Genomic DNA, 17,676 nt, shown 5'->3' with positions numbered 1-17,676 from the left:
GAGACAGGGGGCGCCCCGCACCGGGAGGTGCGGGGCGCCCCCTGTCTACTGCCGTGCGACCGTGGTGGTCCTGAGCCGGTGGCAGGACAGGACGGCCGCGCCGAGCAGCAGTCCGTTGCGTACGACCATGAGCGCACAGCCCAGCGGTGTGCCCGTCACGACTTCCTCGTACAGCACCGGATAGACGAGCGAGCTGATCGCGGCGGCGGGCAGCAGCAGGGCCGCGACCGGGCGTTGCGAGGTGGCGCGCGAGGTGAGGCAGACCGCGGCCAGGCCCAGCAGCCAGATCAGGTACTGCGGGCTGATCACCCGGCTGGTGACGGTGAACAGCAGCACGGCGCACAGGGCCGCGTCGAAGGGCGTGGCGGGCGTCCAGTGCCGGGCCCTGAACCGCCACACCAGCAGCCAGCAGAAGGCGGCGGCCGTGCAGAGCAGTGACAGATGCGCGACGGTCGACACATACGGGCCGGTGAACTCCATCGCCCCGTACCGGAAGGCCACCGTGCCCGGCCAGCCGGTCAGCCGCGCGAGGGACAGCGCGGTGCCGCCCAGCGACTCGATCTGCACGCCCCTGCTGCCCTGTTGACGCAGGAAGTCCAGGGTGTGCGAGAAGGCGAGGGACAGGAAGGCGAGCAGCGCCAGCGCGGCCACGGCGGCGGACAGCCAGGCGTTCCGCGTGCCGCGACCTCGCGGGGTGCCCAGCAGGGTGAGTGCCGGCCAGACCTTCACCAGTGCGCCCAGGGCGGCGAGCGCGCCGCCGACGCGTGGCCGGGTGTGCATCGCCAGGAGGGCCAGTACGGCGAGGGCGGTGACCAGGACGTCGTACCTGACCAGGGGCAGATGCAGGAGCAGAGGCAGGGCGCACACCCACATCCACGCGCCCCCGGCACTCCGTCCGCGCCTCTTCCACGCTCGCACGAGCGCGACGGTGACGAGGGCGTCGGCGAGGAGGGTGAGCACCACGAAGGCCTGGAAGTAGGTCAGCCACGGCAGTGCGGCGGGCGCGAGGATCACCAGGCCCGCGGCGGGCGGGTACTGCCACATGACGTCGTCGAGCGGGAAGTCGCCGCGAGCCAGCTGCTCGTACCAGGCGTGGTAGATCCCGTGGACCTCCCCGCTGATGTCGCCGAGCTCGACGACGGCGCCGGAGAGCAGGACGAGCATGGCGAGCCGGGTGGTGAGCCAGACCGCGCCCAGGGCGCGCCAGGAGCGGAGTGCGCGGGGCGTGGGGGCGTGCGAGCCGGGGGCGGGGGTCGGGTCGAGAGCCCCGATCTGCTGGGTCGTCATCCAGAGGGACTTTAGCCGCCTTTGTTCTATTTGCTGTGCTTTGCGTGCGCCTCGTAGGCGGCGACGACTTCTCGCGCGGGCCCGTCGGCGCGTACCGTCCCCGCCTCCAGCCAGATTGCCCGGTCGCAGGTCTCGGTGATGGTCCTGTTGTGGTGGCTGACCAGGAAGACGGTGCCCGCCTGCTCCCGCAGCTCGGCGATCCTGGCCCGGCTGCGACGCTGGAACTTCGCGTCGCCGGTGGCCAGCGCCTCGTCGATCAGCAGTACGTCGTGGCTCCTGGCGGCGGCGATCGAGAATCGGAGCCGGGCGGCCATGCCCGATGAGTACGTGCGCATGGGCAGGGTGATGGCGTCCTCTCCGTGGTCGTTGATGCCGGAGAAGTCGACGATCCCCTCGTAACGTTCACGGATCTGCCGACGGGACATGCCCATCGCGAGGCAGCCGAGGATGATGTTGCGCTCGCCCGTCAGGTCGTTCATCAGGGCGGCGTTGACGCCGAGCAGCGAGGGTTGGCCCTGGGTGTGGACGTGGCCCTGTGTGGGCGGAAGCAGGCCGGCGACCGCTTTCAGGAGGGTCGATTTCCCCGACCCGTTGGAGCCTATGAGGCCGATGGCCTCGCCCCGGTGCGCGACGAAGGTGACACCCCGGACGGCGTGCACTTCGCGTACGCCGGCGCGACCGCCGTGGACCTTGTAGGTGATGTGCACGTCGTCGGCGACGACGGTGGGGACGGGTTCCCGAGGGGTGTGGTCAGCCACGGCCGTACGTCTCCTCTGCCTGCCAGAAGTAGATGAAGCCGCCCACGCCCGCGACGAGCGCCCAGCCCGTGGCCACGAGCCATACGTGCGGGGGTAGTTGGGCGTCGGTGAAGGTGTCGATGAGGGCGAAGCGCATCAGGTCGATGTAGATGGCCGCCGGATTGCACTCCAGCGCGACGAGGGCCAGGCGCGGCAGGTGGTCGTTGTGCAGGACGTGCCCGATGCTCCACATGACACCCGACACGTACATCCAGGTGCGCAGGACGAACGGCATGAGCTGGGCGATGTCCGGGGTTGCCGACGCCAGCCTGGCCATGATCATCGCCAGCCCCGTGTTGAACACCGACTGGAGCAGCAGCGCCGGGAGCGCGAGCAGCCAGGACGCGCGGGGGAGCTGCCCGAAGCAGACCAGGATCGCCGACAGTACGGCCATGGAGAAGAGCAGCTGCTGCAGCTGCTGGAGGGCGTACGAGACGGGCAGCGCGGCGCGCGGGAAGTGCAGGGCCCGCACCAGGCCGAGGTTTGAGGTGAGGGAGCGGGTGCCGGCCATGACCGAACTGCTGGTGAACGTCCAGACGAAGACGCCCGTGACCAGGAACGGGACGAAGTCGGCGACGCCGTCCTTGGTGTGCAGCAGGACGCCGAAGATGAAGTAGTAGACCGTCGCGTTGAGCAGCGGGGTCATGATCTGCCAGATCTGGCCCAGCTTGGCCTGGCTGTACTGCGCGGTCAGCCGGGCGGTGGCGAACGCCAGGACGAAGTGCCGCCGGCCCCACAGGCGGCGGGTGTACTCGGGCAGCGAGGGGCGCGCGCCGCTCACTGTCAGGCCGTGGCGGGCGGCCAGTTCCGCCAGGTTGGCCGGTGGCGCCGGGGTGGGTGGCGCGGATGGTATGGCAGGGGCGGATGGTGGGCGTTGTTCGGTCGGTGTCGTGGGTGGTGCGGGCTGTGCGGTCGGCAGGCTCACATCGGCGGCTTTCGACGGGGGACCGGGTCCGTGCTGACGGCGGGACGGGCCCGTATCGTCGTGACGATGACAGTAGGTCGCATCGACGTCGGAACGCAACCGTCTCGTCGTTACGTGAAAACGCTATGCTTCCCCGCATGACTTCACGCCGTGCGCCCGCCGGAGCCGCAGTGCTCAGGGAGGACGTGACCGATGCGATCCGTGCCGCCGTCTTCGAGGAGCTGGCCGCCGTCGGCTTCGCCCGGATGTCGATCGAGGGGATCGCCCGCAGGGCCGGTGTCGGCAAGACGGCCGTCTACCGACGCTGGAAGTCCAAACTGGCGCTCGTTCTGGACCTGGTCTCCGCCGTCGCGTCCCAGGGCGTGCCCGCCCCCGCCACCGGCTCGCTGTACGGGGATGTGCGCGCCCTCATCGAGGTCGCCTCGCACGCGCTGCGGCACCCGGTCGCCTCGCAGGTGATCCCGGACCTGCTCGTCGAGGCCGCGCGCAATCCGGAGATCGCCGACGCGATCAGGACGGCGCTGCTCGACGGCCGACGCGGCTTGGCGGCCGGGGTGGTGCGGGATGCCGTCGAGCGCGGGGAGTTGCCTGCGGGCGCCGACGTCGACCGGGCGCTCGACCTCATGATCGGCCCGCTGTACTGGCGGCTGGTGGTGGTGCGCACCGAGCTGCCCGACGGCTATCTGGACGACCTCGCCACGTCCGCCGTCGCGGCTCTCAAGGCCTGACCGGCCTCAGGTCGGCTGCGGCCGCCGGGCGGCCGCAGCGGCGGGCGTGTTCGGCCCGCGACGGCGTCGGCGGCGTCCGGCCTCAGCGGCGTCCGGCAGTCAGGAGGCCGGAGAGGTCGCGCCCGCGCTCGTGCCGGGGGCCCGCCGCCGGAACCGGCCTGCGGTCCTCCAGCGGCACGATGGACGGCAGCGCGGCCGTCTCGCCCAGGAACACATGGCGTACGACGCGCTCGGCCGCCCTGCCGTCGTCGTACGCGCAGAAACGCGCCCGGAAGGCGGCCCGCAACTGGGCGGAGCGGGAGCCGCGCCAGTGGCCGCTGGAGAAGATGTCGATCAACTCGTCCTCGGTGCGGGCGATCGCGCCCGGCGGGAACTCGCGCAGGTCGAAGTAGGTGCCGCGAGCGGCCCCGTACGCGTCCCAGTCGTCGGTGTGCACGACGACCGGGCGGTCCAGGTTGGCGTAGTCGAACATCAGGGACGAGTAGTCCGTGATCAGGGCGTCGGCAGCCAGACAGAGCGTCTCCACCGAGGGGTGCTCGCTGACGTCGATGATCCGGGGGGATTCACCCGATCGTGCGGAACGCGGGCGGGAGAACGGCACGTTGGAGGAGTAGAGGGCGCGATCGAGGATGACGACCCGGGGGCCCAGCGCGCGAGAGATCCGGTCGAGGTCGAGGAGTGGGCGCTGGTCGCGGCGGTAGTCGCGGTGTGTCGGGGCGTACAGCAGGGCGGTGAAGCCCTCGGGGATGCCGAGGGTGGAGCGCAGGCGGGCGACGTCGGTGGCGGTGGCGCGCTGGAAGGTGTCGTTGCGGGGGAGGCCGTATTCGAGCGTGGTGTAGCCCGAGGGGTACGCCCGTTCCCAGATCAGGGAGGAGTGGCGATTGGCGGAGAGGCAGTAGTCCCACTTGTCGACGTCGTCGAGGAGGCGGGTGAAGTCGGTGGTGCGGGCCGCCGCCGGGTGGTCCTGGAGGTCGAGGCCCATCGACTTGAGCGGTGTGCCGCGCTGGGTCTGCAGGACGATCTGGCCGGGACGCTTGGTCAGGCGCGGTTCGAAGCCGACGTTGCTCACCAGGTACTTGGCACGGGCCAGGGCCGTCCAGTGGGCGAAGGTGTCCGGCCGGATCGTGCGGGTTCCGGTGGGGACGGTGTGGTGGTGCTCGGGGGTGGCGATCCAGGAGGTGCGGATGTGTGGGGCGAGTTCGCGTACCTGCTCCTCGATCGCGGCGGGATTGCAGGCGTAACCGGCGTGCGCGTAGGCGGTGAAGACCGCCCGGTCGGGCCGCAGGGGCAGGCGCAGCTGGACGCGGTAGTGCAGCCGAAGGACGGCGGCGCGGACGGTGCGACGCAATGTCGCGGACCGGCGGCGGAGGGAGGAGCGCAGTCGCAGGTAGGTCCGCACCGCGCGGTGCAGGCGGTGGCTGCCCAGTCGGACCGTCGCGTGCCGCAGGCGAGCGCTCGGGCGCGGGGCGGTGCCCGGGGCGCGGTGGCGGCGGTAGTGGGCGCGGGCCAGTTGAAAGAACTCGCTGTGGCCGCCGCGCGGCAGCTGCCCCCGGGTGGTGACCAGCGTGGTGAAGTGGTCGGCCATCCGCCGGAAGACCAGCGGGCGCCAGTGGGCCAGTTCGGGGCGGGCGTCGATGAAGGCGAAGACGCGGTCGTACTGGCCGAAGACGTCGAAGTGCTCGCGGCCGGTGGCTGGATCGCCGGGGCTGCCGGTGCGGGCCGTGCGGTCGGCACGGGTGGTGTCGTCGACGCGGGCTGCGCTGTCGGCTTCGGCAGTGCGGCCGACGCTGCCCGAGTTGCCGGTGGTGAAGTTGCACGCGCTACCCGTGGTGATGCGGCCGACGCTGCCCGAGCTGCCCGTCGTGAAGTTGCCCGCGCTGCCGGTCGTGCTGCCGGTGCGGCGGCGCTGGCGGTGGTGCACGCAGACCCGGTCCAGGACCGCGATCGAATCGGCGGCCAGCAGCGCCGGGTAGGTCCAGGGGACGTCCTCGTACCGGCCGGGCGCGAAGGTGAAGCCTTCGCGCTCCATGAACTCCCGGCTGTACGCCTTGTTCCACACCACCGCGGGGAGCTTCAACAGGCCCGGTCGGTAGCCGAGTTCGAAGGCGGCCGGGCCCTCCTCGGCCAGCTGCGCGGCGTGTTGGTCGCGTACGGCCTCGCCCGACCAGTGTGTGCGGGCGTGGTCGTAGACCAGGAGGTCGGGTGCGTCCGTCTCCTTGAGGCGGTCGGTGATGGCCTGGAGCGCGCCGGGGACAAGGGTGTCGGCGCCGTCGAGGAAGATCAGATAGTCGCCGGTCGCCCGGGTGATTCCGGCGTTGCGGGCGGGGCCCGGCCCGGTGTTCCGGGGCAGCCGCACGGCCGAGACCCGTGGATCGCGGGCCGCGTACGCGTCGATGACCGCGCCACCGGAGTCCGGCGAGCAGTCGTCCACCACGATCAGTTCGAGATCGTCGTAGCTCTGGACGAGCACCGAATCGAGGCACTCCTCCAGGTACGCCTGGACCTTGTACGCGGGCACGATGACGCTGAACCGGGGCACGGCACATCCAGGGGGTCGACGTGGGCATCTGCCCCAGGAACGGCCGAAGGAGTGAAGTGGTTACGCCGGACGTGGCATCCGGGGGAAGGATGCGGCGTGGCGGCCCGGTTTCAATAAACCGGGCCGCCCCGTCACCGCTGCCCACGGAGAGCCGAAAGGCCGTCGAACGGCCCTCGCCAGGCCGCTATTTGACCCCGCCGGCCATGACGCCGGACACGAACTGCTTCTGGAACGCGAAGAACACGATGAGCGGGATCACCATCGAGATGAAGGCGCCGGGCGCCAGGATGTCGATGTTGTTCCCGAACTGCCTTACCTGGCGCTGGAGTTCGACCGTGATCGGCGGATTGGCCGAGTCGGCGAAGATCAGTGCGATCAGCATGTCGTTCCAGACCCAGAGAAACTGGAAGATGCCCAGCGAGGCAATGGCGGGACCGCCCAGCGGCATCACGACACGGGTGAACAGCCGGATCTCGCCCGCCCCGTCGAGGCGCGCCGCCTCCAGTAGCTCCTTGGGGATCTCCGCGAAGAAGTTCCGCAGAAGGAAGATCGCGAAGGGCAGTCCGAAGGCGACATGGAAGAGCACCACGCCCGCCGTGGTCTCGAAGAGGCCGACCGAGCCGAAGAGCTTGGACACCGGGATCAGGGCGACCTGTACCGGAACCACCAGCAGACCGACGACGACCAGGAACCACCAGTCACGGCCCGGGAAGTCCATCCACGCGAACGCGTACCCGGCCAGTGCGCCGATCACCACGACCAGCACGGTCGACGGGACGGTGATCATGATCGTGCTGAGCAGGGAGTCGGTGATGGCTTCGTTCTTGAGGAGGTTGGAGTAATTGTCGAAGGTCACCTCCGAGGGGGAGGTGAAGACCTTCCACCAGCCGCTCGACGCGATGTCGGTGGAGGTGCGCAGTGAGGAGAGCAGCAGCCCGACCGTCGGCATCAGCCAGAACACCGCGACCAGGATAAGGAAGACCCGCATCAGCCCGCCGCCGGCCCGGGCCGCGATCCGCGCCGGAAGGGGCTGCTTCGCCTTCACACTTTGGCCACCCGTGGTGGTCATCGGCGTGCCTCCTTCCGCAGACGACGGACGTTGAAGAGCATCACCGGGATCACCAGGAGCAGCAGGAGTACGGCGATCGCGCTGCCCACACCGAGGTCGGCATCGGTGCCGAACGACGAGCGGTAGAGCTGGAGCGCCAGTACGTTCGCATCGTCCTGGGACGAGCCCGGCGCGATGATGAAGACCAGGTCGAAGATCTTCAGCACATTGATCATTAGGGTGACCAGCACCACCGCGAGCACGGGTGCGAGCATGGGCACGGTGATGCGGCGGAAGACCTGCCACTCGTTGGCGCCGTCGACCCGGGCCGCTTCGAGGAGTTCACGTGGCAGACCGGCGAGCCCGGCCGCGATCAGCACCATCGCGAAGCCGGCCCACATCCAGACGTAGCTGCCGATGATCGCCGGTGTCACCAGATTCGGGCCGAGCCAGTCGACTCCGTTGAACGGCTCGTGGAAGTTCGATTCGGGCAGGCGCAGTTCGGCGCCGTCCGCCTTCGACGAGAGCGTGAACGTGCCGTCGGCGGCGGCCTGGGTGGAATCGACGACCTTGCCGTCCTTGACCGCTTCGATCTTGAGGCCCTTGAGGCCCAACTCCTTGGCGTCGATGGTGTTGGGCCTGCCGCCGCCACCCCGGGTGAAGTCGAGCCAGGCCGTGCCGCTCACCCGGTCCCGGGAGACTTCGGCGGGTGCGGCGATCTTCGCGTCACCGGGCATCTTGGCGGGTGCGACACCCACCAGCGGCAGATTGACCTGCTCGCCCACGGTCACGGTCTCTTTGGTGACGAAGGTCCCACCGCCGCCCGCTTTGAGCGGATGGACCGGCAACGGGCGCGCCTTGGGATAGCCGGCCGATTCGGCGAAGGCGTCATGGGCGGTGACCGCGACGGCGTTGGCGACCCCGCGCTCCGGATCCTGCTCGTACACCAGCCGGAAGATGATGCCCGCGGCGAGCATCGAGATGGCCATCGGCATGAAGAGCAGCAGCTTGAAGGCCGTCCCCCAGCGGATGCGCTCGGTGAGGACGGCGAATATCAGGCCGAGTGCGGTCGAGATGGTCGGGGCGAGGACCACCCAGATCATGTTGTTCTTGACGGCCGTCAGGATGGTGTCGTCCCGGAAGATCTCCACATAGTTGTCGAAGGCGGCGAAACTGTCGCCCGACTTGTCGAAGAAGCTCCGGTAGATCGAATACCCGATCGGGTAGACCACGAGCGCGCCGAGCAGCACCAGGGCGGGCAGCAGAAAGCCGACCGCCATCGATTTGCGTGTGCCGGTCACGCTCTTGCGTTTGCCGTTGTCGGCGGGGGGCGGCGTCACTTTCGCGGCGCCCCCCGCGGTCGCTGACGTCACCGCGTCAGCTCTTGTAGGCCTTGGCCGCGTCGGTCTCCAGCTGCTGCTGGGTTCCCGCGATGTCCTTCGGGTTCTTCAAGAAGTCCTGAAGAGCCTTCCACTCACCCTTGCCGGGTGTGCCGCCGAACGACTGCGGGGCCTGGTCCGACATGTCGAAGCGGAACGAGTCGCCCGCGTCGACCAGGGCCTTGGCGATGTCGCGCATCACGTCGTTGGGGTACGCCGCCAGGTCCAGCGACTTGTTGGGCGATACGAACCCGCCGGAGCCGGCCGCGATCTTCGCGGCGTCCTCGGACGCCAGGAAGGTCATCAGCGCCTTGGCGCCCTTGGAGTCCTTCAGAGCCACGGCCACATCGCCGCCGGTGACCACCGGGGCCTCGCCGCCGACCGCCGGGAAGGGGAACACCTTCGCGTCCGTACCGAGCTTGGCCTCGGTCTGCGCGATGTTGACCGCGACGAAGTCGCCCTCGAAGACCATGGCGCCCTTGGGCTGGTCGCCGCCGGTGAACGTCTGGGTGACGGACGCCGGGAACTCGGTGCCGAGAGCGCCCTCCTGGCCGCCCGCGATGAGCTCCTTCTTGCCGAAGAGCTGGCCGAGTGTGGTGAGCGCGTCCTTGACGGAAGGGTCGGTCCACTTGATCTTGTGCTGTGCCAGCTGGTCGTACTTCTCCGGACCCGCCTGGGAGAGGTAGATGTTCTCGAACCAGTCGGTCAGCGTCCAGCCGTCCGCGCCGCCGATCGAGACCGGCGGGACACCGGAGGCGGAGATCGTCTCGGCGGCGGTCAGGAATTCCTTCCAGGTCTTCGGCTCGGCCGCGCCCGCGTTCTCGAAGGCAGCCGTGTTGTACCAGATCAGGGACTTGTTGGCGGCCTTGTAGTACACGCCGTACTGCTTGCCGTCGACGGCGGCGATGTCCTTCCAGCCCTTGGTGTAGTTCTTGTCGAGCTGCGCCTGGGTCGGGGCGTCGACGGGCTTGAGCCACTTGCGCTGGACGGCCTGCTGGAGGGCGCCCGGCTGCTGGAGCAGCGCCACGTCCGGGGGCTGGCCGCCGGAGATCTTCGTACCGAGGTAGTTGAGCATCGCGTCCTGGGTGGGGACGTAACTGATCGTCGCCCCGGTGCGCTTTTCGAACTCCTTGAGGACCTTGGTGAAGTTCTCCTGCTCGGGGCCGGTCCAGACCGCTACGACCTGGACCTTCTCGCCGTTGAGCTTGGGGAGCGTGACACTGGACGCCGGTGTCTTGCCGGCGTCCGCGCCGTCCTTCTTGTCCCTGCTGCCGTCCCCGTCACTGCATCCGGAGAGGGCGAGCGCACTCGCGGCGATCACCGCCAGTGCGGCCCTGCGAGCCCTTCGGTCCCTGTGTGTACGAAGAGTTGTGCGCATCTCTGCCCCGTCTCTGCCGTGCGCGTGCGGACCGGCGCAGCTCTGACGGTGGCGGCGCCGATGCCGGTGTAGCTGTCCCGTCCGCTCAGTCCTACGCCCGGTGGTCGGGGCCCGCAATAGCGCCTTCCGTGTCAACTTGATGATCGTGATGGGCTCGTGACGTTGGATCAGCTGTCGCCTGGGATTTGTGCGCGTTTTCGTATGTCTGTCGCTGGGGCCCCGGAGGGCGCTGTGGGCCCTGCGACTCCTGAGGTTTCCAGCGGGGAGAGTGGTGCGAGCGGCGCCGCGTTGACCGTGCGGGCCGCGCGGTCCAGGGCGCTGGCGAGCAGGGCCAGGTCCGTCGGCCCGTTGCCCAGCTCACGGACCGGGCGCCGGGTCGGCGGATCGCCCATGCGCTCCCACTCCAGTGGGACGACGGTCGGCCGCAGGGTCGCCGTACGGGGGATGCGCCCGGTGACCCTGCCGCCCTGGAACACCGTCACGGTGCCGTCCGCGTGATGCAGCCTGCCCCTGCCCGGCGCCGGCTCCTCCGGGGAGGGGGCGGCCGGTGGGGCGTCGAGCACCACGCGCAGCCGCGCGCCCCGGGCCAGCTCCGTGTCCGCCGTGCGGTCCGGCCTGGCGGAGGTGGCCACCAGATGCACCCCGAGCCGCTCGCCCTCCCGGGCCACCGCCTCCAGGGCCCGCACGACCGAACCGGCCGACGGACGGCCCATACTGCCCAGGGCCGGAGCGACCAGCGCGTCGAAGTCGTCGACCAGCACGACGAGCCGGGGGAGCGGTGAGTGCTCGGTGTCCGGGCGGGCCTGCTGCGCGAGGGACGTGGTGGTCCGCAGGCGCAGCGTCCCGCCGCTGGACGGCGGGTCGAGGTCGCCGCTGTGCTGCTCGGCGGAGCTGGGCGGGCGCTGGCCGACGAGCCTGCCCGACACCTCGCGATGCGTGTGCCACTCGGCGAAGCCGAGGCCGCCGAGCAGCTCGTGGCGCCGCTTCAGCTCGGCGCCCAGCGCCTGCGCGAACTCCCGCATGCGCAGCGGGTCGGAGGCCACCAGATGCGTGGAGACGTGCGGCAGCTCGGTACAGACCCGCAGGCCCTCGCCGCGCTCACCGCCGGCCCCGTCCACCAGGACGAGACCGAGCCGGTCGGGCCGGGCGGCGGCGGCCAGTGAGGCGGCGAAGGAACGCAGCAGCTCGGTGCGCCCGCTGCCCGCGGGGCCCTCGATCAGCAGATGCGGTCCCTCGGCGGTCAGGTCGACGCACAGCGGCCCGCGCGGGCCCGCGCCCAGGACCGCCCACGCGCGGGTGGCGCCCGGTGCCTGCCCGTCGTCCGCGGCGGCGGCCCAGCGGGCCATCAGCGACGCGGGGGTGGCGCGGGCCAGGCCCAGCTCGTCGAGCAGCCGGGCGGACGGCGGCAGCGCGGCAGCGCGGCCCGAACGGCCCGGCGGCGGGCCGTCCGTGCGCAACGGGGCCATCGACCGGGCGAACCGCTCCGCCCAGGCCGCGGACACCGCGTCCACCGTGGCGAGCGTGCCGTGTCCCACGGGCTGCGCGCTCGCGGTGCGGAGCAGTCGCAGAGCGGTGGCCACATCGCCACTGAGCAGGGCGACCGCCCCGCACTCGCGGAAGGCGGGAGCGGCGGCGCAGGCCGCCTCGTAGGTCGCGGCGACCGGTGAGACGGGGGAGGCGGCGGCGGTCTCGGCCAGGGTCAGAAGGTGGATGCCGCTCGCGGCGCCCGTCGCGGCCAGCCGGGTGGTGGCCTCGCGCAGCCCGGCGGATCCGGGGTCGCCGTCGACGACCACCACGGTGTACGGCCCGTCCGCGCCCAGCGGTTCCTCGTCGGTCCGCCGCACCAGCTCGGCGATGCGGGCCGAGGCCTGGTCCCGGTCGTAGGCCAGCAGCAGTCGGCAGTCCTGGCCGTGGGCGGGCCGCAGATGCGGCAGCCAGCCGAGCCAGCCCCACTCGGCCTTGCGCTCCTCCAGTGCCCTGGAGCGGTCCGCGCTGATCAGCACGATCTCCAGGTCGACGGGTGAGTGCAGGGCGGCGAGCTGCGCGACCACGGACCTGGCGAGCCCGGCCAGCCGGGCGCGAGGTCCGGCCAGCCCCAGTGAACCCACCTCGCGCAGCCCCACGGTCACCGGCACGGCGGGCAGCGGCCGGCCGCCGTCGGGCCCGGCCCGGTCGGCGGTGCCCAGCCGGAGCACCAGCGTTTCGGGGTGCCCGGGGCCGCGCTCCCACAGCCGGGGGCCGGGGCCGAGGGCGGTGAGCAGCAGGGATGCCGGGTCGGGCCAGGTCTCCGGGGCGGCGAAGGTGGCCGGCGCTACGTCCGCGGGGGCGCCGACGGGCGGCATCCCGACAGGCGTCGACTCCGCCGGTGCGTACTCGGCGACGGTCTCCCCGCGCCCGCCGGTCAGACGCCGGGCCCAGGCCCCTATCCCCCCGCGCTTGCGGGCCTGCTCCTCGCCGAAGACCCCGCGCCGACCGCCGTGCGTCCCGTCGCCGGGGCCCGGATGGCCGCCGGAGCCGCGACCCGAGCCGGAGCCGCGCCCGTCGCCGCCGCCTTCTCGGGTGCGGCCCGGCGCTGTGGCTGTCGGGTCCGCCGGGCTGTCGTACGCCTCGGGGGTGAATTCCTCGCGGTTGTCCGACAGCCCCGCCGTGCGACCCGATGCCACTGGGGCACCGGCCTCGCTCGCGGGCCGCGGATCGGGATACCTGGCGCCGCCCTGTCCCGACGCGGACGCCGCGGCGCCGAGTGTGTCGTTTCGCGCGTCATAAGGAGCACCACCGGGCGACCCGGGCGCCGAACCGGCCCGGTCGCCGTACCGGTCGTCGTACGGCCCGGCGCCGGACCGGCCCGCGGCCGTCGGCCCGCCCTCGGGGACGTACTGACCGGGCACCGTGGGCGCGGGCCCGGACCCCGGCCGGCCCGCGGGCGGTCGGGACACGGAACGGTCGCCCGGACGGCCGGGCGTCGCCGGGCCCGGCTGGTTGCCGCTGTCGTACGGCCCTCGGTCGGCCCCCGCGGACCGCTCGCCGTCGAACGGATCGCCGCCGAACCGCTCGCCGGCGGACCGGGAACGCTCGTCGGCGGCCTCGGAAGTCGCTCCGGACCGGGATCCGTACGCGGTGGCGCCCGGCGCTCCGGAAGCCGGTCCGCCGCCCTGGGCGTCGTACGGCCCGGTGGACCGGACGACGGGCGGGGTCCCTGTGAGTCCGCCCGAGACCCGGCGGCCGGCGGGAGGCCCGCTGTCCGCGGTCGCGGTGCCGGTCGGAACAGTGGACCGGGAACCCCGGTCCGTGACCGTGGGCGTGGGGGCTCCGTACGCGCCCGGCACCGGGCCGCCCCGGGTGCTCCGGGTGGGCCCGTCCGGCGCGCGGTTGATGCGCAGGTGGCCCTCGCCGTCCGGGGCCACCGGGAGTGAGGGGGGCAGCTCGCCCGGGGCCAGCCGCAGCGCGGACTCGCCGACCCGCAGCAGCGCGCCGGGCGCCAGCCGCACCGGGCGCTCGTCGACCTCGGCGCCGTCCAGCGCCGTGCCGTTGGTGGAGCCGAGGTCCGCGACCGAGACGCGGCCGTCCTCCGTCAGCGTCACCGCGCAGTGCAGCCGTGACACGTCCGGGTCGTCCAGCGGGACGTCCGCGTCCGTGGAGCGGCCGATGCTGATCCGGCCGCCGTGCAGCAGATGGACGCCTCCGGCGTCGGGGCCCGCCACGACGTGCAACTGGGCCGGGGCCGGTGCCGCGTCGGGACGGGTGTCGCCCTCCGGCGCGGGGGCGTGCAGTGACAGCACCGCCCCGTCGACCAGCGGCGGCTCACCCAGCGGGCAGTGCTGCGCGTCGAGCCGCTCGCGCCCCGCGTAGACCACCACCGCGCCCGTGGTCTCCGGGCCGGAGCCCGGTCCCGAGACGGCCGCCGCCAGGCCCGAGGCCACGGCGGCCAGCGCCGTCCCGGCGGGGGCGGTGACCAGCACGTCACAGGCGCGCGCGGCCGGCGCGGCGGCCTGCGGGCCGTGGGCCCGCGTGCCGTGTGCGCCCTGGCCGCTGCGCGGCGCGAGAACGGTCAGCCGGATCTGCATCGCCGTCAGCGGTCCCTTCTGCGCGGAGTGCCCGGCAGAGGGACCGCCCTGTGATTCCCCCCACCCGGCACGGACGCGTCGTCCGGTACAGGTCGGCACGCAACGGGGGCCTTCCGGCCCGTCAGTTCCGTGCTGCAGGCATCCTCGCACCTGCCACTGACAACACGCCCGGCACCCGTCGGCAAGTGATCTTGATTGGTCGGCTGTGGACGTAAAAGTGCAGGCTTGGGTTCAGGCGCGACGTATGTGGCACGTGCGTTCGGCAACCATCCGAACAGTGCGGGCGTCTTCCCGTGGACAGGTGCTGTCCGTGCCCCGTTCGGTGGCAGCGGGGCGGCATTACAGTGGGTCGGAAATACGGGCCGGAGCGCTCGGAACGAAGCGAGGGCCACGCAGCCACGCCAAGGGAACATGATCAGCAGGGAGCGCATGACGTGCGGCCGGTAGGCAGTAAATACCTGCTCGAGGAGCCGATCGGGCGCGGCGCCACGGGCGTCGTCTGGCGGGCCCGCCAGCGCGAGACCGCCGGAGCCGAAGCAGCGGTGGCCGGTCAGCCCGGCGAGACCGTCGCGATCAAGGTCCTCAAGGAGGAGCTCGCCAACGACGCGGACGTCGTGATGCGCTTCCTCCGGGAGCGGTCCGTACTGCTGCGGCTCACCCACCCGAACATCGTCAGGACCCGGGACCTGGTCGTCGAAGGCGATCTGCTCGCCCTCGTCATGGACCTGATCGACGGCCCCGACCTGCACCGCTACATCCGTGAGAACGGCCCGTTCTCGCCCGTCGCGGCGTCCCTGCTGACCGCGCAGATCGCGGACGCGCTGGCGGCCAGCCACGCCGACGGTGTGGTCCACCGTGACCTGAAGCCGGCGAACGTCCTGCTCGACGAGCGCGACGGCCAGATGCACCCGATGCTCACCGACTTTGGCATCGCACGCCTCGCGGACTCCCCGGGCCTGACCCGCACCCACGAATTCGTCGGCACGCCCGCGTACGTCGCGCCGGAGTCCGCCGAGGGCCGTCCGCAGACCTCCGCCGTCGACATCTACGGCGCGGGCATCCTGCTGTACGAGCTGGTCACCGGGCGCCCGCCGTTCGCCGGCGGTACGGCGCTCGAAGTGCTCCACCGGCACCTCAGCGAGGAGCCCCGCCGCCCGACCACCGTCCCCGAGCCGCTCTGGACGGTCATCGAGCGCTGCCTGCGCAAGGAGCCCGACGAGCGGCCGAGCGCCGAGAACCTCGCCCGCGCCCTGCGCACCGTCGCGGGCGGCATCGGCGTCCACTCCTCGTCCGCGCAGGTCGAGGCGGCCATGGGGGTGGCCGCGCTGCTCGCCCCCGACCCGGCGCCCGCGCCGGTCCCCGACCTGCCGGGCGCCGCGGACCCGACCCAGGTCCTGCCGAGCAACGCCGGGTCGTACGACCCGAGCGCCGCGACCAGCGTCATGCCGTCCACGGGCGGACCGCGGCACGGCGCCGGGGCCGGCGACGCGACCTCGGTCATGCCCCCCGTCCCGCCGGCCCCCGACGGCATGCCGGGCAGCCCCGAGGACCCGCACCCCTGGCAGAACCAGCTGCGCGCGGCCCGCGACCGCAATGAGCAGACGCAGGTCCAGTACCTCGACCCGAGCGAGGACCCGCTGCGCAGGCGCCCCCAGCGCCAGCCGCAGCCGCCGCAGCATCAGTCGCAACAGCCCCCGCAGTACCAGCAGCCGCCCCAGTCCCAGCGCCAGCCGCAGCAGCAACCGCAGCGGTATGCCCCGCCGCCCCCGCCGCAGCATCAGCAGCCGCAGGCGCCGCCCCCGCAGCAGCGGTACGCGCCTCCGCAGCAGCCCGCCCCGCCGGCCCCGCGCCCGCCGCGCGAGCCGCGCCGCAGCAATCCCAACCGGATGCGCATCCCCGGCCTCGGCTGTCTCAAGGGCTGTCTGTTCACCATCATTCTGCTGTTCGCGGCCTCCTGGCTGGTCTGGGAGCTGACCCCGCTGCAGGACTGGATCGGTTCGACGAAGAGCTTCTTCGAGCAGATCGGCGACACCTACACCTCCGTCAGGAAGTGGTTCGAGGACATCGGAGGCAAGACAAACTGACCGACTCGGTCGACTTGTCGACTTCTGGGGGCGGATTTCGCCCCCAGAAGTGCGGGTTGAGGCCATACGGGGCACAGAGCGCCCCGCCACCCGCGTAGCCTCAGGGCGATCGACAGCCGCTGAGGGAGCAGTCTTGGCACGGAAAATCGGCAGCCGGTACACCGCCCACCAGATCCTGGGCCGCGGCAGCGCCGGCACGGTATGGCTGGGCGACGGACCCGAGGGTCCGGTCGCCATCAAGCTGTTGCGTGAGGACCTCGCCTCCGACCAGGAGCTCGTCGGACGCTTCGTCCAGGAGCGCACCGCGCTGCTCGGACTCGACCACCCCCGGGTGGTCTCCGTCCGCGACCTCGTCGTCGACGGCAACGACCTCGCCCTCGTCATGGATCTCGTACGCGGTACGGACCTGCGCACCCGGCTCGACCGCGAGCGCCGGATGGCGCCCGAGGCGGCGGTCGCGATCGCCGCGGACGTCGCCGACGGCCTGGCCGCCGCGCACGCCGCCGGAGTGGTGCACCGGGACGTCAAGCCGGAGAACATCCTGCTCGACATGGAGGGCCCGCTCGGCCCCGGCGGCGCGCACCCCGCGCTGCTGACGGACTTCGGCGTCGCCAAGCTGATCGACACGCCCCGCCGCACCCGTGCGACGAAGATCATCGGTACGCCGGACTACCTGGCGCCCGAGATCGTCGAGGGGCTGCCGCCCCGCGCCGCGGTCGACATCTACGCGCTGGCCACCGTCCTGTACGAGCTGCTCGCGGGCTTCACACCCTTCGGCGGCGGCCACCCCGGCGCCGTACTGCGCCGCCATGTCACGGAAACGGTTGTGCCGCTGCCCGGCATCCCCGAGGAGCTGTGGCAGCTCCTCGTGCAGTGCCTGGCGAAAGCACCGGCGTCCCGCCTGCGCGCGTCGGAGCTCTCCGTGCGGCTGCGCGACCAGCTCCCCCTGCTCTCGGGCATCCCGCCGCTGGACGTCGACGAGCCGGACACCGAGGAGGAGGCGGCGTACGAGGAGCGGTCCCGCCACCCCGAGACGTCCGAGGAGCCGCGTCGTCGCGGCGCCGTCCCCCTGGTGCCGGGGTCTGCCCTCGACTCGAACCGGGACACCCATACGAGCATGCGCGTCCCGGGCCCCGACGAACTGGCCGGGGGCGCCCGCGGCACGGCCCGCGCCCCCCGCGCGAGCGGTCAGCGCCGCCCCGGATCGGCCCGCCACAAGGCCGGCAGCGTTCGCAGGCGCCGCCTGGCCCTGGGCGTCGTGGCGGTCCTCCTCGCCGCGGCGGCCGGTGTCGGCGGCTGGCTGGCGGTCGTGGACGACGGCCAGCGGACGCCGCCCCGGGACACCCGTCAGTCATCCCCTTCCCAGCCTTAGCCCCGACCCGGTTCCGGGCCGGGGACCCGGCCCCCGCCCAGCCCCGGAAGGGGTGTCGGGCGGGCGAGGGGAACG

11 protein-coding genes are annotated in these 17,676 nt (G+C 72.3%); 3 read left to right on the top strand and 8 right to left on the bottom strand.

Features of this window, described 5'->3' with window-relative positions:
- Nucleotides 1–45: 45 nt before the first annotated feature.
- From ACLLJJ_RS13405 to ACLLJJ_RS13395, 3 genes are read right to left on the bottom strand one after another with little or no spacing between them, the layout of a single operon-like run.
- On the bottom strand, nt 46–1,287 hold the full coding sequence (locus ACLLJJ_RS13405; protein ID WP_434590355.1) for a glycosyltransferase 87 family protein: 1,242 nt from the start codon (nt 1,285–1,287) through the stop codon (nt 46–48).
- Nucleotides 1,288–1,313: 26 nt separating this feature from the next.
- Nucleotides 1,314–2,045, bottom strand: a complete 732-nt coding sequence (locus tag ACLLJJ_RS13400; protein ID WP_434590352.1) for an ABC transporter ATP-binding protein — start codon at nt 2,043–2,045, stop codon at nt 1,314–1,316.
- On the bottom strand, nt 2,038–2,937 hold the full coding sequence (locus tag ACLLJJ_RS13395; protein WP_434600402.1) for an ABC transporter permease: 900 nt from the start codon (nt 2,935–2,937) through the stop codon (nt 2,038–2,040). Before ACLLJJ_RS13395 ends, ACLLJJ_RS13400 begins: the two co-directional genes overlap by 8 nt.
- Nucleotides 2,938–3,146: 209 nt before the next feature.
- Between ACLLJJ_RS13395 and ACLLJJ_RS13390 the strand changes: the two genes are divergently transcribed.
- The gene (locus ACLLJJ_RS13390; RefSeq protein ID WP_434590349.1) at nt 3,147–3,737 is read left to right on the top strand and encodes a TetR/AcrR family transcriptional regulator; all 591 of its coding nucleotides are present in this window, start codon (nt 3,147–3,149) and stop codon (nt 3,735–3,737) included.
- A gap of 82 nt (nt 3,738–3,819) precedes the next feature.
- Here ACLLJJ_RS13390 and ACLLJJ_RS13385 read toward each other — a convergent pair whose 3' ends face one another.
- The 5 genes from ACLLJJ_RS13385 to ACLLJJ_RS13365 form a co-directional block, all read right to left on the bottom strand.
- The gene (locus ACLLJJ_RS13385; protein WP_434590346.1) at nt 3,820–6,276 is read right to left on the bottom strand and encodes a bifunctional glycosyltransferase/CDP-glycerol:glycerophosphate glycerophosphotransferase; all 2,457 of its coding nucleotides are present in this window, start codon (nt 6,274–6,276) and stop codon (nt 3,820–3,822) included.
- A 184-nt stretch (nt 6,277–6,460) separates the two neighbouring features.
- Complete coding sequence (locus ACLLJJ_RS13380; RefSeq protein WP_434590343.1) at nt 6,461–7,345, bottom strand: carbohydrate ABC transporter permease; 885 nt, start codon at nt 7,343–7,345, stop codon at nt 6,461–6,463.
- On the bottom strand, nt 7,342–8,697 hold the full coding sequence (locus ACLLJJ_RS13375) for a carbohydrate ABC transporter permease (RefSeq protein ID WP_434590340.1): 1,356 nt from the start codon (nt 8,695–8,697) through the stop codon (nt 7,342–7,344). Before ACLLJJ_RS13375 ends, ACLLJJ_RS13380 begins: the two co-directional genes overlap by 4 nt.
- Before the next feature lie 4 nt (nt 8,698–8,701).
- Nucleotides 8,702–10,081 carry an ABC transporter substrate-binding protein gene (locus ACLLJJ_RS13370; RefSeq protein ID WP_434590337.1) on the bottom strand — a complete coding sequence of 460 codons (1,380 nt, stop codon included), beginning with the start codon at nt 10,079–10,081 and terminating at the stop codon, nt 8,702–8,704.
- Between the two features lie 167 nt (nt 10,082–10,248).
- Nucleotides 10,249–14,145 (bottom strand): FtsK/SpoIIIE domain-containing protein, encoded by a 3,897-nt coding sequence (locus tag ACLLJJ_RS13365; RefSeq protein ID WP_434590335.1) that lies wholly within the window; start codon nt 14,143–14,145, stop codon nt 10,249–10,251.
- A 434-nt stretch (nt 14,146–14,579) separates the two neighbouring features.
- On the opposite strand from ACLLJJ_RS13365, the gene ACLLJJ_RS13360 reads away from it, so the two are divergent.
- Nucleotides 14,580–16,229 carry a serine/threonine-protein kinase gene (locus ACLLJJ_RS13360; protein WP_434590332.1) on the top strand — a complete coding sequence of 550 codons (1,650 nt, stop codon included), beginning with the start codon at nt 14,580–14,582 and terminating at the stop codon, nt 16,227–16,229.
- Between the two features lie 133 nt (nt 16,230–16,362).
- Nucleotides 16,363–17,601, top strand: coding sequence for a serine/threonine-protein kinase (locus tag ACLLJJ_RS13355; protein ID WP_434590329.1), 1,239 nt, complete (start codon nt 16,363–16,365; stop codon nt 17,599–17,601).
- Nucleotides 17,602–17,676 lie beyond the last annotated feature (75 nt).

This window comes from Streptomyces sp. A5-4 (assembly GCF_051131715.1).
In the GTDB taxonomy this organism is placed as follows: Bacteria; Actinomycetota; Actinomycetes; order Streptomycetales; family Streptomycetaceae; genus Streptomyces.
This window is presented reverse-complemented; position numbering and strand designations above follow the sequence as displayed.

What these genes read in the sequence shown, in the direction of transcription:
- ACLLJJ_RS13405 (WP_434590355.1), bottom strand. Translation starts at nt 1,287, where the DNA reads ATGACGACCCAGCAGATCGGGGCTCTCGACCCGACCCCCGCCCCCGGC.
- ACLLJJ_RS13390 (WP_434590349.1), top strand. Translation starts at nt 3,147, where the DNA reads ATGACTTCACGCCGTGCGCCCGCCGGAGCCGCAGTGCTCAGGGAGGAC.
- ACLLJJ_RS13380 (WP_434590343.1), bottom strand. Translation starts at nt 7,345, where the DNA reads ATGACCACCACGGGTGGCCAAAGTGTGAAGGCGAAGCAGCCCCTTCCG.
- ACLLJJ_RS13370 (WP_434590337.1), bottom strand. Translation starts at nt 10,081, where the DNA reads ATGCGCACAACTCTTCGTACACACAGGGACCGAAGGGCTCGCAGGGCC.
- ACLLJJ_RS13365 (WP_434590335.1), bottom strand. Translation starts at nt 14,145, where the DNA reads ATGCAGATCCGGCTGACCGTTCTCGCGCCGCGCAGCGGCCAGGGCGCA.